This window comes from Micromonospora sp. NPDC050200 (assembly GCF_040656135.1).
Lineage (GTDB): Bacteria > Actinomycetota > Actinomycetes > Mycobacteriales > Micromonosporaceae > Micromonospora.
The window spans coordinates 1-16,236 of record NZ_JBFALG010000009.1 but is presented as its reverse complement, the minus strand read 5'-3'; the positions used below and the strand labels follow the sequence as shown (position 1 = coordinate 16,236).

At 73.0% G+C, this 16,236-nt stretch carries 15 protein-coding genes and 1 riboswitch; of the genes, 10 read left to right on the top strand and 5 right to left on the bottom strand.

Features of this window, described 5'->3' with window-relative positions:
• Positions 1 to 11: 11 nt before the first annotated feature.
• The 4 genes from mqnE to AB0I41_RS08475 are packed head-to-tail and all read left to right on the top strand — an operon-like array spanning position 12 to position 2,468.
• Positions 12 to 1,181, top strand: coding sequence for an aminofutalosine synthase MqnE (mqnE, locus tag AB0I41_RS08490; protein ID WP_357103549.1), 1,170 nt, complete (start codon positions 12 to 14; stop codon positions 1,179 to 1,181).
• Positions 1,182 to 1,205: 24 nt separating this feature from the next.
• Positions 1,206 to 1,628 carry a hypothetical protein gene (locus AB0I41_RS08485; RefSeq protein ID WP_357103547.1) on the top strand — a complete coding sequence of 141 codons (423 nt, stop codon included), beginning with the start codon at positions 1,206 to 1,208 and terminating at the stop codon, positions 1,626 to 1,628.
• A 43-nt stretch (positions 1,629 to 1,671) separates the two neighbouring features.
• Positions 1,672 to 1,950, top strand: coding sequence for a DUF4229 domain-containing protein (locus AB0I41_RS08480; RefSeq protein ID WP_357103544.1), 279 nt, complete (start codon positions 1,672 to 1,674; stop codon positions 1,948 to 1,950).
• Between the two features lie 50 nt (positions 1,951 to 2,000).
• Positions 2,001 to 2,468, top strand: coding sequence for a hypothetical protein (locus AB0I41_RS08475; protein ID WP_357103541.1), 468 nt, complete (start codon positions 2,001 to 2,003; stop codon positions 2,466 to 2,468).
• An 87-nt stretch (positions 2,469 to 2,555) separates the two neighbouring features.
• On the opposite strand, the gene AB0I41_RS08470 is transcribed toward AB0I41_RS08475, so the two are convergent.
• Positions 2,556 to 3,896: a peptidase C39 family protein gene (locus tag AB0I41_RS08470; RefSeq protein WP_357103538.1), complete on the bottom strand. Its 1,341-nt coding sequence runs from the start codon at positions 3,894 to 3,896 to the stop codon at positions 2,556 to 2,558.
• A 238-nt stretch (positions 3,897 to 4,134) separates the two neighbouring features.
• Positions 4,135 to 4,198, top strand: a riboswitch (cobalamin riboswitch).
• A 108-nt stretch (positions 4,199 to 4,306) separates the two neighbouring features.
• Between AB0I41_RS08470 and AB0I41_RS08465 the strand changes: the two genes are divergently transcribed.
• From AB0I41_RS08465 to AB0I41_RS08455, 3 genes are all read left to right on the top strand, one after another.
• Positions 4,307 to 5,242: an ABC transporter substrate-binding protein gene (locus AB0I41_RS08465; RefSeq protein WP_357103535.1), complete on the top strand. Its 936-nt coding sequence runs from the start codon at positions 4,307 to 4,309 to the stop codon at positions 5,240 to 5,242.
• A 259-nt stretch (positions 5,243 to 5,501) separates the two neighbouring features.
• Positions 5,502 to 6,530 carry an iron ABC transporter permease gene (locus AB0I41_RS08460; protein WP_357103903.1) on the top strand — a complete coding sequence of 343 codons (1,029 nt, stop codon included), beginning with the start codon at positions 5,502 to 5,504 and terminating at the stop codon, positions 6,528 to 6,530.
• Positions 6,527 to 7,303, top strand: a complete 777-nt coding sequence (locus tag AB0I41_RS08455) for an ABC transporter ATP-binding protein (RefSeq protein ID WP_357103532.1) — start codon at positions 6,527 to 6,529, stop codon at positions 7,301 to 7,303. Before AB0I41_RS08460 ends, AB0I41_RS08455 begins: the two co-directional genes overlap by 4 nt.
• Before the next feature lie 16 nt (positions 7,304 to 7,319).
• On the opposite strand, the gene AB0I41_RS08450 is transcribed toward AB0I41_RS08455, so the two are convergent.
• Positions 7,320 to 8,081 (bottom strand): VOC family protein, encoded by a 762-nt coding sequence (locus tag AB0I41_RS08450; RefSeq protein WP_357103529.1) that lies wholly within the window; start codon positions 8,079 to 8,081, stop codon positions 7,320 to 7,322.
• Between the two features lie 96 nt (positions 8,082 to 8,177).
• Here AB0I41_RS08450 and AB0I41_RS08445 point away from each other — a divergent pair, with 96 nt between their 5' ends.
• Positions 8,178 to 9,425 carry an RNA-guided endonuclease TnpB family protein gene (locus AB0I41_RS08445; RefSeq protein ID WP_357103526.1) on the top strand — a complete coding sequence of 416 codons (1,248 nt, stop codon included), beginning with the start codon at positions 8,178 to 8,180 and terminating at the stop codon, positions 9,423 to 9,425.
• A 118-nt stretch (positions 9,426 to 9,543) separates the two neighbouring features.
• Here AB0I41_RS08445 and AB0I41_RS08440 read toward each other — a convergent pair whose 3' ends face one another.
• The 3 genes from AB0I41_RS08440 to AB0I41_RS08430 form a co-directional block, all read right to left on the bottom strand.
• Positions 9,544 to 10,281, bottom strand: coding sequence for an ABC transporter permease (locus AB0I41_RS08440; RefSeq protein ID WP_357103524.1), 738 nt, complete (start codon positions 10,279 to 10,281; stop codon positions 9,544 to 9,546).
• 13 nt (positions 10,282 to 10,294) lie between these two features.
• Complete coding sequence (locus AB0I41_RS08435) at positions 10,295 to 11,212, bottom strand: ABC transporter ATP-binding protein (RefSeq protein ID WP_357103521.1); 918 nt, start codon at positions 11,210 to 11,212, stop codon at positions 10,295 to 10,297.
• A 98-nt stretch (positions 11,213 to 11,310) separates the two neighbouring features.
• Complete coding sequence (locus AB0I41_RS08430; RefSeq protein WP_357103518.1) at positions 11,311 to 13,584, bottom strand: AAA family ATPase; 2,274 nt, start codon at positions 13,582 to 13,584, stop codon at positions 11,311 to 11,313.
• Between the two features lie 728 nt (positions 13,585 to 14,312).
• On the opposite strand from AB0I41_RS08430, the gene AB0I41_RS08425 reads away from it, so the two are divergent.
• Entirely contained in the window at positions 14,313 to 14,897 is a 585-nt protein-coding gene (locus AB0I41_RS08425; protein WP_357103516.1) for a winged helix-turn-helix domain-containing protein, read from the top strand.
• A 43-nt stretch (positions 14,898 to 14,940) separates the two neighbouring features.
• A partial coding sequence (locus AB0I41_RS08420) for an MFS transporter (RefSeq protein WP_357103513.1) occupies positions 14,941 to 16,236 on the top strand: 1,296 nt, incomplete at its 3' end.

The window sequence follows — 16,236 nt, the reverse complement described above, 5'->3', positions numbered from 1 at the left end:
CGTGGCTTTCGATGGACGCCGGACTCAAGCGCGAGCTCGAAGCGAAGGTGTACGCCGGTGAGCGGCTGACCCGTGAGGACGGGATCGCGCTCTACGACAGCGACGATCTCGCCTGGCTGGGGCGGCTGGCCCACCATCGCCGTACCGAGCTCAACGGCGATCGGGTGATGTTCAACGTCAACCGGCACCTCAACCTGACCAACGTCTGCTCCGCCTCGTGCGCGTACTGCTCGTTCCAGCGCAAGCCGGGCGAGAAGGACGCGTACACGATGCGCATCGACGAGGCCGTGCGCAAGGCCAAGGAGATGGAGGACGAGCAGCTCACCGAGCTGCACATCGTCAACGGCCTGCACCCGACCCTGCCGTGGCGCTACTACCCGAAGGTGCTGCGCGAGCTGAAGGCGGCGCTGCCGAAGGTCAAGCTCAAGTGCTTCACCGCCACCGAGGTGCAGTGGTTCGAGAAGATCAGCGGGCTGAGCGCCGACGAGATCCTCGACGAGCTGATGGACGCCGGCCTGGAGTCGCTGACCGGCGGCGGCGCGGAGATCTTCGACTGGGAGGTCCGGCAGCACATCGTCGACCACGAGTGCCACTGGGAGGACTGGTCGCGGATCCACCGGCTGGCCCACTCGAAGGGCATGAAGACCCCGTCGACCATGCTCTACGGCCACATCGAGGAGCCCCGGCACCGGGTCGACCACGTGCTGCGGCTGCGCGAGCTGCAGGACGAGACGGGCGGGTTCGCGGTCTTCATCCCGCTGCGCTACCAGCACGACTTCGTCGACTCGGCGGACGGCAAGATCCGTAACCGGATCCAGGCCCGGACCACGATGGCGTCGCCGGCCGAGTCGCTGAAGACCTTCGCGGTGTCCCGGCTGCTCTTCGACAACGTGCCGCACGTGAAGTGCTTCTGGGTGATGCACGGCCTGTCGGTGGCCCAGCTCTCGCTCAACTTCGGCGTGGACGACCTGGACGGCTCGGTCGTGGAATACAAGATCACCCACGACGCCGACTCGTACGGCACCCCGAACACGATGCACCGGGACGACCTGCTGCACCTGATCTGGGACGCCGGTTTCCAGCCGGTCGAGCGGGACACCCGCTACCACGTGGTCCGGGAGTACGACCGGGCCCCGTCGCTGGCCGAGCGTCGTTCCGAGCCGCAGCAGGTCTGGGCCTGAGCCGGCCCGTATCCTCGTAGCACCATGACCGAGCAGCGGAGCGGCTTCCCCCGGCGGGACGCCGAGGGGCGCATCCTCACCCTGGGCGACCTGCTCGGGGTCAGCCTCGCCGGGTGGGTCATCGGGGTGCTGGCGCTGGTGCTGTTCGACTGGGCCTTCGCGGCGATCGGCGCGGGAGAGTTCGGGCGCACCAACGGCTGGCTGGCGGTGATCCTGCCGGCGTGGCTGTTCTGGGACGACTTCCGGGCCTGGGAGTTCGGCGCGGCCCGGGTGGCGGCGGCGCTGTTCGCCGCGATCGTCGCGGTGGTCGGCGGCCTGCTGGTCGCCGGGCTGGCCGCCGGCCTGGCGCCGCTGGCCACCGGCGGCCTGGCCGCCCTCGCGTTCACCCTGGTGTACGCGGTGCTCTGGTTCCATGGCGTGCACTGGCTGGCCCGACGCACGGGCTGAACCCGGCCCGGGTCACCCCGGCGGCGGAGAACGGAGTGGGAACGTGAGCGCGGCGCTCAAGTACACGCTGGGCCGGATCGGGCTGTTCGTCGTGGTCGTGCTGGCCCTCTGGCCGGTCCACATGAGCGTTTTTCTCAAGCTGATATTGGCGCTGGCGTTCTCCGCCGCGGCCTCGTTCTTCCTGCTGCGGGGCTGGCGGGACGAGATGGCCGAGGAGATGGCCGCCGCGGCCGAGCGGCGGCGCGCCGAGAAGGAGCGGCTCCGGTCGGCGCTGGCCGGCGAGGACCAGCCCGACCAGGCCGACCCGCACCGCGAGGGGTAAGGCCGCGACGGGGCGGCGAAATCGGGAAGGCCCCGTTAGTGTCTGCCGACATGGACAAGATCAACGGGTGGCGGACGAAGATTTTCGTCTGGATCGGGCTTCCGGTCATTGCCGCCATCGGGCTGATGCTGGGCGCCACCGACCTCGTGCCGGCCTGGCAGGCGAAGGGTGGCAGCGGGACGCCGGGCACGTTCACCGCGGTGGACGAGGAATGCTCGCGGCGCAACTGTGAGTGGCACGGGGACTTCGTGGCCGCCGACGGCGGTGCCCGGCGGACCGACGTCATCCTCTACGACGCGCCCGACGGGCTCAGCCAGGGCGGCACGGCGCCGGCCCGGGACACGGACGCGCGCAAGGGCGTCTTCTCCACCACGGGCGGTTCCACCTGGCTGCTCCTCACCGGGCTCACCGTGGCCGGCCTGGTCGCCGCGGTTGCCTGGGTGGTCATCGTGGTCCGGCTGATCCGCCGTCGGCGGCAGGCAGACGAGACGTCCGCGCCGTTCGCCCCGTCGAGCTGAGGGCCGACGACCTTCACCGACCGGCGCATCCGACCGACGAGCCCGGCACGGAACTCCGTGCCGGGCTCGTCGCGTCCGGGAAGGCTGTTACCAGTTGGTGGAGCCCGGCACCGTCGGCCAGGACCGGTCCGCCGGCTTGATCAGGTACGCGATGCCGCCGGAGCCGCCGGCCACCGTGCCGTTGGCCCGGTAGCGCTTGGTCCGCAGCCAGATCTGCTCGAACTGCTCGCGCTTGTAGACGTTGCGCACCTCGGGATTGGACGAGGAGGCCGGGTCGTTGACGATCACGTCACCGTCGGCGGTGAAGCCGACCACCACGAACAGGTGGCCCGAGGTGCCGTAGTTGGAGCCGTCCAGCTCGGTGCCGAGGAAGGACTGCGAGGTGACGACGGGGATGCCCGCCTTGATGAAGCGCTCCACCTCGTCCAGCGAGTGCAGCCGGGTCACCCGGGCGTCGATGTCGGGGAAGCTGGCCGCGTACGCGGTGTTGAACGGCCAGTTGCCGGCGCCCTCGTACTCGTAGTCCCAGGTCATCCGGGCGGCGTGGGCGACCTGCGGGTCGGTGTAGCCGGGGGTGACCCAGGCCAGGTCCTCGGCCGACGGGCCGCGGCCGTAGTACTCCAGCACCATCGTGGTCGAGGTGGGGCTGCACCAGACCTGCCCCCCGCCGCCCCACTCCGGGTAGTTGCCCCGGTGGATCATCTGGGAGCGGGCCGGCACGGGCAGTTCGGTGCCCCAGGCGATCCCGCCCTTGCTGGGGGTGACGGTGAACCGGTCCGGCACGTTCGAACTCATCGCGCCGAGCATCCGGACCTGGGGTGACGCCGCCTGACCGGGCGCGCGGTAGAGGCTGAGCCGCAACTGGTACGACCGCAGCAGCACGCCGGCCTTCGCGTCGTCGATGGAGAAGGTGTCGGTCCAGATGGTCGACCAGGGGTCGCCCTGACCGTCCAGGGTGGCCCGCTTGATGTCCTGGTCACCGGAGGCCCAGCGGCCCATCACGTACCAGGGGGTGGCGGTGCCGGTGTTGTAGGTGCCCTGGAGTTCGACCTGGATCCAGGTGCCGGCCGGGGTCTCCGCGTTCCAGGAGGCGACCAGTTCCGTGGCGTCGAAGCCGATCTCGGTGCGGGGCGAGGTCCAGGTGGCGTACTCCCAGGTGCGGGTGGCGCCGCCGTGCGGGTCGGTGAAGGTGGTGGTGCCGGCCGGGCGGTCGATGGTGATCCCGGTCCGGTGGCCCGGGACGGCGTACGTGCCCTGGTGGCTGCCGGAGCGCCAGTCGGGGTGGCTGGACCACTCCTGGAAGGTGATCTGCTCGTCGTGCGCGGCGACGGGCAGGTTGTTGTCGGCATGGGCCGGGACGGCGGTGCCGAGGAGGGTGAGCGCGGCGACGCCGGCGAGGGCGACTGCGCGCAGGGATGTGCTGGCCATGGCAACTCCGCGAGGTGGGGAATCGTTGCCGTTCACTGTCCCGCCCGGAGGGAAGTTACGCCAGATGTCCAAGCATGGAAAATAATTGCCGAAGGGAGGATATGGCTGATGGGCCATGGCAACGACGGATGGTCATATGACCAGCAGCCAGAGGATTGTGAGCAACGCCGCCCGCCCTCCCGTCCGGACGATCTCCGCTGGTCGTGCGCTACCGTGACACCGACCAACCCGCAGCGAAGCCGGTGCGAAACCGGCGCTGTCCCGCAACTGTGATGCCCCGCCCCGCGCGGGGACGAGCCAGGTCGCCTGCGGCTGGTCGCGACACGCGCTCTCGAGGAAGGGCGCCTCGCGGACGGGTACCCAGGGTCCTGTCGGCGAAGCACCACGCTCCTCGACCGACAGGAGGACAGATGTCCGGACGTACCCCCCGGCTGCTCGCCGCAACCCTCGCGGTGGCCGCACTGACCCTCGGCGCCTGCGCCGAGAAGACCTCGACCGACACCCCCGCCGCCGGCAGCAGCCCGTCGGCCACCTTTCCCGTCACGGTCGGCGAACTGACGCTGGAGAAGCGCCCCGAGAAGATCGTCTCGCTCTCGCCGAGCGCGACCGAGATGCTCTTCGCCATCGGTGCCGGCAAGCAGGTCACCGCCGTCGACGACCAGTCGAACTACCCGCCGGAGGCGCCGAAGAGCGAGCTGTCCGGCTTCCAGCCGAACGCCGAGGCGATCGCGGCGAAGACGCCCGACCTGGTGGTGCTCTCCAACGACACCAACAAGATCGTCGAGCAGCTCACCACGCTGAAGATCCCGGTGCTGCTCACCCCGGCCGCCGCCACGCTCGACGACTCGTACCGGCAGATCACCGACCTGGGCGCGCTGACCGGCCACCCGGATGAGGCCGCCGACATCACCAAGCGGATGAAGGACGACATCGCCAAGCTGGTCAAGGACCTGCCGCAGCGGTCGGAGAAGCTGACCTACTTCCACGAGGTGGGCCCGGAGCTGTACACCGCGACCAGCAAGACCTTCATCGGCTCGATCTACGCGCTGGCCGGCCTGGAGAACATCGCCGACCCCGCCGACGCCGACGGCAAGAACGGCGGGTACCCGCAGCTCTCCCAGGAAGTGATCGTGAAGGCCGACCCCGACTTCGTCTTCCTGGCCGACACCAAGTGCTGCCAGCAGACCCCGGAGACGGTCAAGGCCCGCAGCGGCTGGGCCGGCCTCACCGCCGTCAAGAACAACCAGGTGATCGTTCTCGACGACGACATCGCCTCGCGCTGGGGTCCGCGCGTCGTCGACCAGGTCCGGGCGATCGTCGACGCGGTCGCCAAGGTGCCCGCGTGACCGTCCCTCGCCCGTGACCGTGCGACCCACGGAGCCCCGGCCGGCCGGGACGCCCGACGCGTCCCGGCCGGCCGGCGTGTCCGCCTCCCGCCAACCCTCCGGCTCCGCGCCGGCCCCGGACCGCCCAGCCTCGGCGTCGGGTCCGGCTCTGGCGTCGCGTCCCAGCCGAGTGCTGGGCGAGCCGACCGACCCGCGCCGCTCGTCCGGCGCGCGGTCGGTCGCCGGGCCGGCCGCTTCCCGTACCGCCCGGCCGGCCGGACTGCGCCGGCGCTGGCTGGCCGCCGGACTGGGCGCGGTACTGGTCGCCGTGGTCGCCGGGGTGTCGCTCGGCCCGGTCAGCCTGCCGCCCGGCAGCGTCGCCGCCGAGCTGCTGAACCTGCTGCCCGGCGTGCACCTGGACAGCGGCCTGACCGTCAGCGAGATCGCCATCGTCACCGAGCTGCGGCTGCCCCGGGTGGTGCTCGGCCTGCTGGTCGGCGCGCTGCTCGCCCTGGCCGGCGGCGCGTACCAGGGGGTGTTCCGCAACCCGCTGGCCGACCCGTACCTGCTGGGCGTGGCGGCCGGGGCGGGGCTGGCGGTCACCGCGGTGATCGCCCTCAGCGCGGGCGGGGAGGCGCTGACCGGGCTGCCGCTGACCGTGCCGCTGGCCGCGTTCGTCGGCTCGCTCGGCGCGGTGGCGATGACATACCTGCTCGGGGTGGCCGGCGGGCGCGGCCGTTCCCCGGCGACGCTGATCCTGGCCGGGGTGGCGGTCTCGGCGTTCCTCTCCGCAGGGCAGACGTACCTGCTGCAACGGCGCTTTGACAGCATCCAGCTGGTCTACTCCTGGCTGCTCGGCCGGCTCGCCACCGCCGGCTGGCACGAAGTCCTGCTGGTCCTGCCCTACTTCGTGCTCACCGCGGTCGTGGTGCTGCTGCACCGCCGCGAGCTGGACGTGCTCTCGCTCGGCGACGACGAGGCGACCAGCCTCGGGCTGCACCCGCAGCGCTCCCGCTACCTGCTGATCGCCGCCGCCTCGCTCGGCACCGCGGCGGCCGTCTCCGCGGCCGGGCTGATCGGCTTCGTCGGGATCATCGTCCCGCACACCGTCCGGCTGCTCGCCGGGTCCAGCTACCGGGTCATCCTGCCGCTGTCCATGCTCTTCGGCGGCGCGTTCCTGGCGCTGGCCGATGTGGTGGCCCGGACCGCCGCCGCGCCGGCCGAGATCCCGATCGGCGTGGTCACCGCGCTGCTCGGCGGCCCGTTCTTCGTCCTGGTGCTGCGCACCTCCCGGCGGGTGCTGTCATGACGCCGGCGGTCGAGGTGCGCGACCTGCACGTCAAACTGGGCGGCGTGCCGATCCTGGCCGGGGTCGACCTGACCGTCGCGTCCGGCGAGTGGGTCACCGTGATCGGCCCGAACGGCGCCGGCAAGTCGACTCTGCTGCGCGCCGTCGGCGGCCTGCTGCCCGCGCCGCACGCCGTCTCCCTCTTCGGTACGCCCCTGCGGGCGCTGCGCCCCCGCGACCGGGCCCGGGTGGTGGCCACCGTCGCCCAGTCCCCGGTGGTGCCGGCCGGGATGTCGGTGCTCGACTACGTCCTGCTCGGCCGCACCCCGTACATCCCGCCGCTGGGGCGGGAGTCCGCCGCCGACCTGGCAGCCGTGCACGAGGTGCTGGACCGGCTGGACCTGGCCGCGTTCCACGGCCGGGAGCTGGCCACCCTCTCCGGCGGCGAGCGGCAGCGGGTCTTCCTGGCCCGGGCGCTCGCCCAGGGCGCGACCCTGCTGCTGCTCGACGAGCCGACCAGCGCGCTGGACATCGGCCACCAGCAGGAGGTGCTGGAGCTGGTCGACCAGCTCCGCCGGGCGCACGGGCTCACCGTGTTCGCCACCATGCACGACCTCTCCGTCGCCGGCGAGTACGCCGACCGGCTGGTGCTGCTCGCCGACGGCCGGGTGGTCGCCGCCGGCCCGCCCCGCGAGGTCCTCACCCAGGAACTCCTCGCCACGCACTACCGCGCCCACGTCCGCGTCGTCGACGGCGACCACGGTCCCCTGGTCGTCCCCGTCCGCCCCCGTTGATCAGAGGCGGGTGAGGTCAGGGCAGGGTGATGACGGAGAAGAGGGCGCCCTGCGGGTCGCGGAGGGCGGCCAGGCGACCCTGGGGGATGTCCCGGGGCGGGACGAGGATGGTGCCGCCGAGCGCGGCGGCGCGGGCGGCGGTGGCGTCGGTGTCGGCCACGGCGAAGTAGACCGACCAGTAGGCCGGCAGGTCGGCGGGGAAGTCGTCGTCGAGCGGCGGCATCATGCCGGCCACGATCCGCGCCCCGCAACGCCAGCCGGTGTAGGTGATCGGCCCCATCGGCTCGTCCTCCGGATGCCAGCCGAAGACCAGCTCGTAGAAGGCCTTCGCGCCCTCCGGGTCCGGGGTGACCAGCTCGTTCCAGCTCATCGCCCCGGGCACGTTGAACAGTTCCGCGCCGGTCATCGCCATCGGCTGCCAGACGCTGAAAACCGCGCCGGCCGGGTCCGCGAAGACCCCCATCCGCCCCTGGTCGAGGACGTCGAACGGGGCGACCAGCACCTGCCCGCCCGCCGACTCGACCCGGGTGGCGGCCAGGTCGGCGTCGTCGGTGGCCACGTACGTGGACCAGATCGGCACCTGGTCCGGCGTGGCCGGCGGCCCCGCGCCCGCCACCGCCCGCCCGTCCTTGAGGAAGGTGGTGTAGCCGGCAGCCTCCGGCTGCGGCGCGACCCGGCCCGTCCAGCCGAACAGTTCGGGGTAGAAGCGTTTCGCGTCCGCCAGGTCGGGGGTGGCCAGGTCGGCCCAGCAGGGCGTGCCTGGCTCGACGCCGCTCACCGAACTGCCGCCAGGATGCCCCGTCCTTCAGGGCGGGGAGGAATGGCGGTCGTGTTTGCCTCAGCCATGATCGGCCTTTCTGGTTAGATTTGTCCTGTGAGGACGGCGTACAAGTGTCGGGCGTACCCGACACCGGAGCAGGCCAGCGTGCTGAACCGCACGTTCGGCTGTGCCCGGGTGGTCTGGAACCGCACCCTCGCCGCCCGCCACGCCCGCTACCACGTTGAGGGCAAGTCGACCTCGTACGCGGAGACGGACCGGGCGCTGACCGAGATGAAGCGGCTGCCGGAGTTGACGTTCCTCAACGAAGTCAGCTCCGTGCCGTTGCAGCAGACGTTGCGGCACCAGCACACCGCCATGACCGGGTTCTTCGCCAAGCGGGCCCGCTACCCCCGGTACAAGTCGCGGCACGGCCGCCAGTGCGCCTCGTACACCCGCTCGGCCTTCCGGATGCGTGACGGGCAACTGTCCCTCGGCAAAACCCCGGGAACGTTGCGGGTCGTGTGGTCGTGGCCGGATGTGGACGTGACCGTGCTGGACCCGTCGACGGTGACCGTGTCGCGTGATCCGGACGGCCGCTGGTACGTCACCTTCGCCGTCGACGTGGACGCCCCGGACGGCCCCGAACCGGACGGCCCCGAACCGGCCGGCCAGGTTGTCGGCGTCGACCTCGGCCTCACGGACTTCGCGGTACTGTCCCAGCCGGTGCCGGGCCTGACCGACGATGAGGGCAGGATCGCTCACCCGAAGCACATGGAGCGCCGCGAACGCCGGTTGAAGCGGTACCAGCGGATGATGGCCCGCAAGCGGAAAGGTTCCGCGAACCGGGCCAAGGCCAAGCAGAAGGTCGCCCGCGCGCACTCCCGGGTGCGGGATGCCCGCCGCGACTTCCTCCACAAGACCAGCACAGCCTTGGTGCGCCGGTTGGACGCCATCGCGGTTGAGGATCTGGCGGTGGCGAACATGGTCCGTAACCGCAGCCTCGCCAAGGCGATCTCCCGTACCGGCTGGGCCGAGTTCCGGACCCTGCTGGCCTACAAGGCGCACCGTGACGGCCGGCACCTCGCCGTCGTGGACCGCTGGTATCCGTCCAGCAAGACCTGCTCGGCGTGCGGGCATCTGCTCGCCACACTCTCGCTCGGCACACGTCACTGGACGTGTCCGAGTTGCGGCACCCGGCATGACCGGGACGTCAACGCCGCCAAGAATCTCGTTGTCGCCGCCGGGCTGGCGGAGACGAAAAACGCCTGCGGAGCGGACGTCAGACACGAAGGGCAACCTTCCGTGCAGTCTGCGATGAACCAGGAACCCTCCCGGGTGACCGGGGGAACCCCCCGCCTTTAGGCGGGGGAGGATGTCAAGATGGCCCCTCTCCGCGTGCGGTGTGGCGGCCGCCAACGGCACGCCCTGCCGGCATCGTGGCACCGTCCGGCCGCCGGGCGCGGCGGAAACGGACGAAAGGTCAGCCGTACCGGCGACCCTCGTCCCGCCGGTACGCCCACCCGGCGAGCGCGGCCAGCACCACCACCCAGACCGCAAGCATGGCCAGGGCGAGTGGGTCGGGCCGCCAGTCGGTGACCGCCGCCCACATCAGCTCGACCGCTCCCCGGGTCGGCAGGAAGGGTGCGATCGCCTTGATGAAGCCGGGCGCGTCGTCCGGGCCGGAGAGCAGGCCGCCGCCGAAGGCGAGCGGGAAGAAGGTGACCTGGGCGACCACGATCGCCGCCTTGCTCGGCAGCGAGTAGCCGATGGTCAGGCCCAGCAGGGTGAACGGCACCGACACCACGGCCACGGTGGCCGCGCCGAGCAGGAACTCGACCGGGGTGACCCGGGCTGCGGTGGCGACCGCGGCGATCACCACGACCGGCAGCATCGACAGGTACGTGAGCACCAGGCCGGCCAGGATCCGCCCGGCGAGGCGCGGCCCCGGCCCGGCCGGCAGGGTCCGCGTGTACGGGTTCCAGGGCTGGTCGCGGTCCTCTGCGACGCCGATGCCGTACTGGAAGATGTTGGCGCTCATCACCGCGAAGGTGACCATGGCGGCGGTGGCGTAGGTGGCGCCGGTGGGGTCGTCCCCGGCGAACGGCACGACGAAGAAGAGCATCGCGGCGGCGGGGAAGAACGCGCTGCCGACCACGGCCACCGGGATCCGGATGATCTCCAGCAGTTGATAGCGCGCGTGGACGAGCGTGAGCTGCACGGCGGTCGGCTCCTCAGACGGTGGTGGAATGGCCGGCGGCGGCGGTGGCGGGCCGGGCGCCGGATTGCTCGCCCGTGGTGATGGCGAGGAAAGCCTCCTCCAGCGAGGTGGGGCGGACCTCCAGCTCGCGGAACGCCACCCCGCCGGTGACCAGATCGCGGACGAGCTGGTCGGCGTCGGTGGTGAGCAGGTGCGTACGGCCCTCGGCGTGCTCGGTGGCGACCACGCCGGGCAGCGCGGGCAGCTCGTCGGCGATAAGGCTGACCCGGCGGACGCCGACGATGCCGCGGACCGCGTTGACGGTGTCGTCGGCGAGCACCCGGCCCTGCCCGATTACCACCACCCGCTGCGCCAGCGCCTCCACCTCCTCCAGATAGTGGCTGCTCAACAGCACCGTCCCGCCGTCGGCGTGGAACGCCCGGATCGCCTCCCAGAGGGTGTGCCGGGCCTCGACGTCCAGCCCGGTGGTCGGCTCGTCCAGCACCACCAGCCGGGGCCGGCCGACGAAGGCCAGGGCCACCGCGAGCCGGCGGCGCTGCCCGCCGGAGAGGCCGCCGGTCTGCCGTTTCACCTGATCGGTCAGGCCGAAGCGGTCCAGCAGTTCGGCCTTCGGGACCGGGTCGGGGAAGTGCGCGGCGACGAAGTCGACCACCTCGCCGACGCGGAGCGTGCCCGGCAGGCCGGTCTCCTGCGGGGTGACCCCGAGCTGCCGGCGGGACGCCGGGTCGCGGGGGTCGCCGCCGAAGAGCTCCACCCGGCCGGCGGTGGGGCGGCGCAGCCCGACCAGGAGGTTGATCAGGGTGCTCTTGCCGGCGCCGTTCGGCCCGAGCAGGCCGACCAGCTCGCCGGCGCGTACCTCCAGGTCGAGCCGGTCGAGGGCGAGCACGTCGCCGTACCGGCGGGTGGCCTGGTCGGCGCGGGCCAAAATCATGTGAGCTCCTCGGGGTTGCGGACCCGGACGAACGACCGACCCCGTTCTACCCCTCGGGCGCCAGCCCCGGTGTCCCGTGGCGCCCCGCGCCGGTCCGCTCAACCGGCCGGCTCGGTCAGCGGGGCGGGCAGCGGCGCGGTGTGCAGCACGGCGAGCCGGGAGACCGCCCGGGTCAGCACCACGTAGAGGCGGTGCAGGCCGCGCGGTTCGGCGGCCACGATCGCGGCCGGTTCGACGACCACGACGTGGTCGTACTCCAGGCCCTTGACCAGCGTCGCGGGGACCACGGTGACCCGCGCCGCGGTCTCGACGTCGTCGGCGGTCGCGGTCGGGACACCGGCGGCGGCCAACGCCGCGCGGAGCCGGTCCACCGCGTCGTCGGCAGCTATCACGCCGACGGAGCCGTCGTGCGCGAGTGCCGCCCGCACCTCGGCCACCGTCGCCGCGTTTAGGTCGGTCACGGTACGCACGTCCAGCGTGCCGTCGCGGCGCAGCGACTCCGCCGGGGGTACGTCGACGGCGAGCGCGGGCAGCAGCCGGTTGGCGAACGCGACCACCACCGCGGGTACCCGGAAGCCGACGCTCAGCAGCACCACCGCCGCGTCCGGCTTGCCCAGGTGGGTCAGGGACTCCCGCCAGTCGGTGGCCGCCCATGGGGCGGTGCCCTGGGCCAGGTCGCCGAGGAGGGTGATCGAGCCGTGCTCGCTGCGCCGGGCGATGGCCCGGCACTGCATGGGGGAGAGGTCCTGCGCCTCGTCCACCACCACGTGCCCGAAGCCGGCGGGCCGTTCGATCAGCCCGGCCGCCTCGTCGATCAGCACCGCGTCGGCGGCGGTCCACTTCGTCGCCTTCGGGGTGCGCCCGAGTCTCGTCCCCGTCCCCGTCGCCGTCGGGTCAGTGCGTCGCCCGGTCGCCGCCGGGTCGTCCGGTCCCGCGACCGACCGGGCGGTGATGGCCGGGCCGAGCAGCAGCGCCTGTTCCTCGCCGGTGAGCAACCCGTCGGCGGCCGTGGCGAGCACCTGCGGGTCGCCGAGCAGCGTGTGCACCAGCCCGTCCGGGGTGAGCGCCGGCCACACCGCGTCCAGGAAGGCGGTGACCGGCCCGGCCTTGCCCATCCGGCGCAGCCAGGCGTCGCTCGGCGACTCGGCCCGGCGCGCCTCGGCCTGACGTTGCAGCAGCCCCACCACCCGGGCCCGGACGCGATCCCGGCCGGTGGCGTACGGCAGGCCCTCCCGGCGGGTCTCCTCGACCACGCGGTGCAGCGGGTCGAGGCCGATCCGCCAGCGGAACGAGCCGTCCGACACCATGATCGGCTCGGTGGGCGCGCCGATGTGCGCGTCGACGGCCCGGCGCAGCACCTCGGCCATCCGTACGTCGTGCTTGAGGGCGGCGACGGCGGGGTGGTCGACCGCGCGCACCGGCACCCGGGCGACCAGGTCCTCGACCGTGGCCTGCTCGACCTCGACCTCACCGAGCGCCGGCAGCACCGCCGCGATGTACGACAGGAACGCCCGGTTCGGCCCGACGATCAGCACCCCCGAGCGGCGCAGCCGCTCCCGGTGCAGGTAGAGCAGGTACGCGGCCCGGTGCAGCCCGACGGCCGTCTTGCCGGTGCCCGGCGCGCCCTGGACGCAGATCGAGTCGGACAGGTCGGCCCGGACCAGTTCGTCCTGCTCGGGCTGGATGGTGGCGACGATGTCGCGCATCGGGCCGACGCGGGGGCGCTCGATCTCGGCGGTGAGGATCCGGCTGGCGGTGCCCAACTCCTCGCCCCGGTCCAGGTGTTCGTCCTCGAAGCTGGTCAGTACGCCGCCGCTGAACCCGAACCGCCGCCGGACGGCGAGGCCCTGCGGATCGCGGGCGCTGGCCCGGTAGAACGACCGCGAGACCGGGGCGCGCCAGTCCAGCACCAGCGGCTCGCCCAGTTCGTCGGTCACGTGCCGCCGGCCGACGTGGTAGTTCCGCCCGGCGTGGTCCGCGTCGTCGTGCTGACTGTCGGCGGTCCCGCCGCTGTGCTGGCTGTCGGCGGTCCCGCCGAAGTCGAGCCGGCCGAAGAAGAGCGGGGTGGTCGGGTCGTCGGCCAGTTCGGCGACCCGCCGGGCCAGCGTCCGGCCCAGCATCTCCGCCGCGTACGGGTCGCCGGCGACCTGCTCGCCGCCGGCGAAGAGCGCCTCGGCGCGCTCGCGCATCCGGCGCAGTGCGGCGCGGGAGGTGTCCAGGTGGGCCCGCTCGGCGGTGAGCTGCCCGTCCAGGGTGCGGGCCGGGTCGACGTCGGCCCGACCGGTGCCGGCCCGAGCGGCGCCGGTTGGTGCGGTGACGGCCGGAGCTGGGCGCTCAGCCGGGCCGGTGGTTGGTGTGGCGGCACGGGTCATCCGAGGCGACCTTCCGGTGGCGTTCGTGTGATCGGTTGACCTGGGCCGCCCGGCGCTCCGTCAGACGCGGTACCGGCTGTGCCCGGTGGGGGAAGGCGCGCGGTTGCGCGCGCGGCGCTCCACGTTACGCCCCGCCGCCGGCGGCGGCCACGCATTTCCGCCACCGCCCGGTCGGCGCGGGCCGGCGCCCGCCTCCCTGGCCTGAGTCGAGGTGAGCTGCCCGGCACCCGGCGGCGGCCTGGCCTCCGCCGGGTGCCGGCTCTCTACACGGCGCTTTGGAGCTGATGTCGCAAACGATTCAGCCCGGCCGGTCTCGGGTCCTCCGGCTCGGCACCCGGGCTCGGCACCCGGGCTCGGCACCCGGGCTCGACACCCGGGCTCGACACGTGAAGATCGTGCTGTTCCTGGCCGTGGTGGCATCCCCTTCCGCGCCGGGCCGAAGCAGCTCGGGGAAGCAGCACGACCGTGGCGGCGCACAACGAGGGCACCGCTCGTGGCTGGCACCTCCGGCCGGTTGAGTCGTTTGCGTCATCAGCTCCAAAGCGCGGTGCGAGGGACCCGGCTGGTGGTGGCGGTCGGCACCGGCCTGGGGATCTGGTCGTCGGCGTTGCGGGCGCTGAACCGGCTCGGTTGTGGCGCTGGCGGCCCGGGGGGCCGCGGGCAGGTCGTTGTCGGGCTGACCGGACCGGCGCTGGTCGAGCCGGCCGGCGGGGCGGGATCATGGGGGGATGACGGAGGCGCGCCCCGAGCAGCGCCGGATGACGATCAGCGACCCGCAGGTCATGCGGGCGCTGGCCCATCCGGCCCGAATCGCGATCATGGAGTATCTGAGCACGGTGGAGGGCGGTGCGACCGCCACCGAGTGCGCCGAGCTCGTCGGCATGTCACCGAGCGCGACCAGCTACCACCTGCGGGCGCTGGCGAAGTTCGGCCTGGTCGAGCCGGCGCCGAGCCGGGGCGACGCGCGGGAGCGGGTCTGGCGCACGTTCAGCCACAGCTGGATGGTCGAGGCGGGCCAGGGCGCTGGCCCGGAGGCCCGCGCGGCCGAGCAGGCGCTGGTGGAGGCGCACGCCGCCCGGGACATCGAGCGCACCCGGGACTGGTTGCGGCGCGCCGCGGACGAGTCCCCCGAGTGGTACGACGTCGCGCTGTTCAGCGACACGTTGCTGCTGCTCACCGCCACCGAGCTGGCCGAGCTGAACGATGCCGTGCTCGCGCTGTTCGAGCCGTACCGGCAGCGGAATCGGCGGGCGGCTCCGCCCGCCGGGGCGCGTTCCGTGGCGGCCCAGTACAAGGCGGTGCCGCTGGCGTAGCAGGGGGTTGAGCCGATCAGGTGTGAAGCATTATCTTCGAAGTATGTCCTTCGCATCTGACGGTTCACGGTGGTCCGACGTCTGGCTGGCCGCCACCGCCCGCGGCACCACGATCTGCGGCGACTTCCTCGCCGCCACCGCGCTCGCGCTCGCCCTCCAGGCCGCCGGTGCCAGCGGGCTCGCCGTTTCCGGGCTGCTGCTGGCGGCCACCCTGCCCCTGGTGGTGCTCGCCCCGCTCGCCGGGCGGCTCGCCGACCGGGTCGACAGCCGCGCTCTGCTCGTCACCGTCGGGCTGGTGCAGGCCGCGCTCTGCGCCCTGCTCGCCTTCGTCCACCATCCGGTCCTGGTCATCGGGCTGGTCGCACTGCTCGCCTGCGGCCTCGCGGTCACCCAGCCCTGTTTGGCGGCGCTGCTGCCGGCGATGGTGCGCCCCGACGACCTGCCCAGGGCCAGCGCGGTCAGCCAGACGGCGGTCTCCCTCGGCGCGCTCGCCGGCCCGGTGCTCGCCGGGCTGCTGGTCGGGCAGTTCGGCACCCGCGTACCGCTGCTGCTGGACGCCGCGAGCTACCTCGCGCTGGTGGTCGCCGGCCTGCTGCTGCGCACCCGGCGGGGCGGCCGGCGTGGCGCGACCGCCACCGCCGCGACCGCGACCCGGCCGGCACCGTCCTGGCGGCTGCGCCGCGACCCGCTGCTGCTGACCACGGTGGTCACCACGGCGGCGGTGATCGCCGCGATCGGCGGCATCAACGTGATCGAGGTGTTCTTCATCCGCGACACGCTGGACGCCTCGCCCACCACGTACGGCCTGGTCGGTGCGGCCTGGATGGCCGGCATGCTGCCGGGCAGCTGGCTCGCCGCCCGACTGGCCCGCCGGCTCACCGACGCCGGCGCCCTGGTGCGCGGGGTGCTGGCCACCCTCGGCTGCTGCTGCCTGATGGTGGTCCTCGCCTCGGCCGTGCCGGCCGCCGGGCTGCTGGTCCCGCTCTGGCTGGTGGGCGGCGCGGCGAACGGCGGCGAGAACGTCTTCGCCAACGTGCTGACCGCCCGACGGGTCCCCGAGGCACACCGCGCCCGGGCGTACGCCACCTACGGCGCGGCCGTTCAGGGCGGCTCGATGGCCGGGTACCTGGTCGGCGGCGCGCTGCTGGCGGTGCTGCCGCCGCGACCGTTGATGGCGGTGGCCGGGGTGGCCGGCCTCCTGGTCGTGCTCGCGTTCGTGCCCGTCGTCGCCCGCGCCGTCCGGCGCGCCGGCGCGGGGGCGACCATCGCGATGGCCTTCGTCACCGGCGACCGGTACCTGCTCGGCGGTGCGCTGTTCCTCGTCGCCAACATCGCCTTC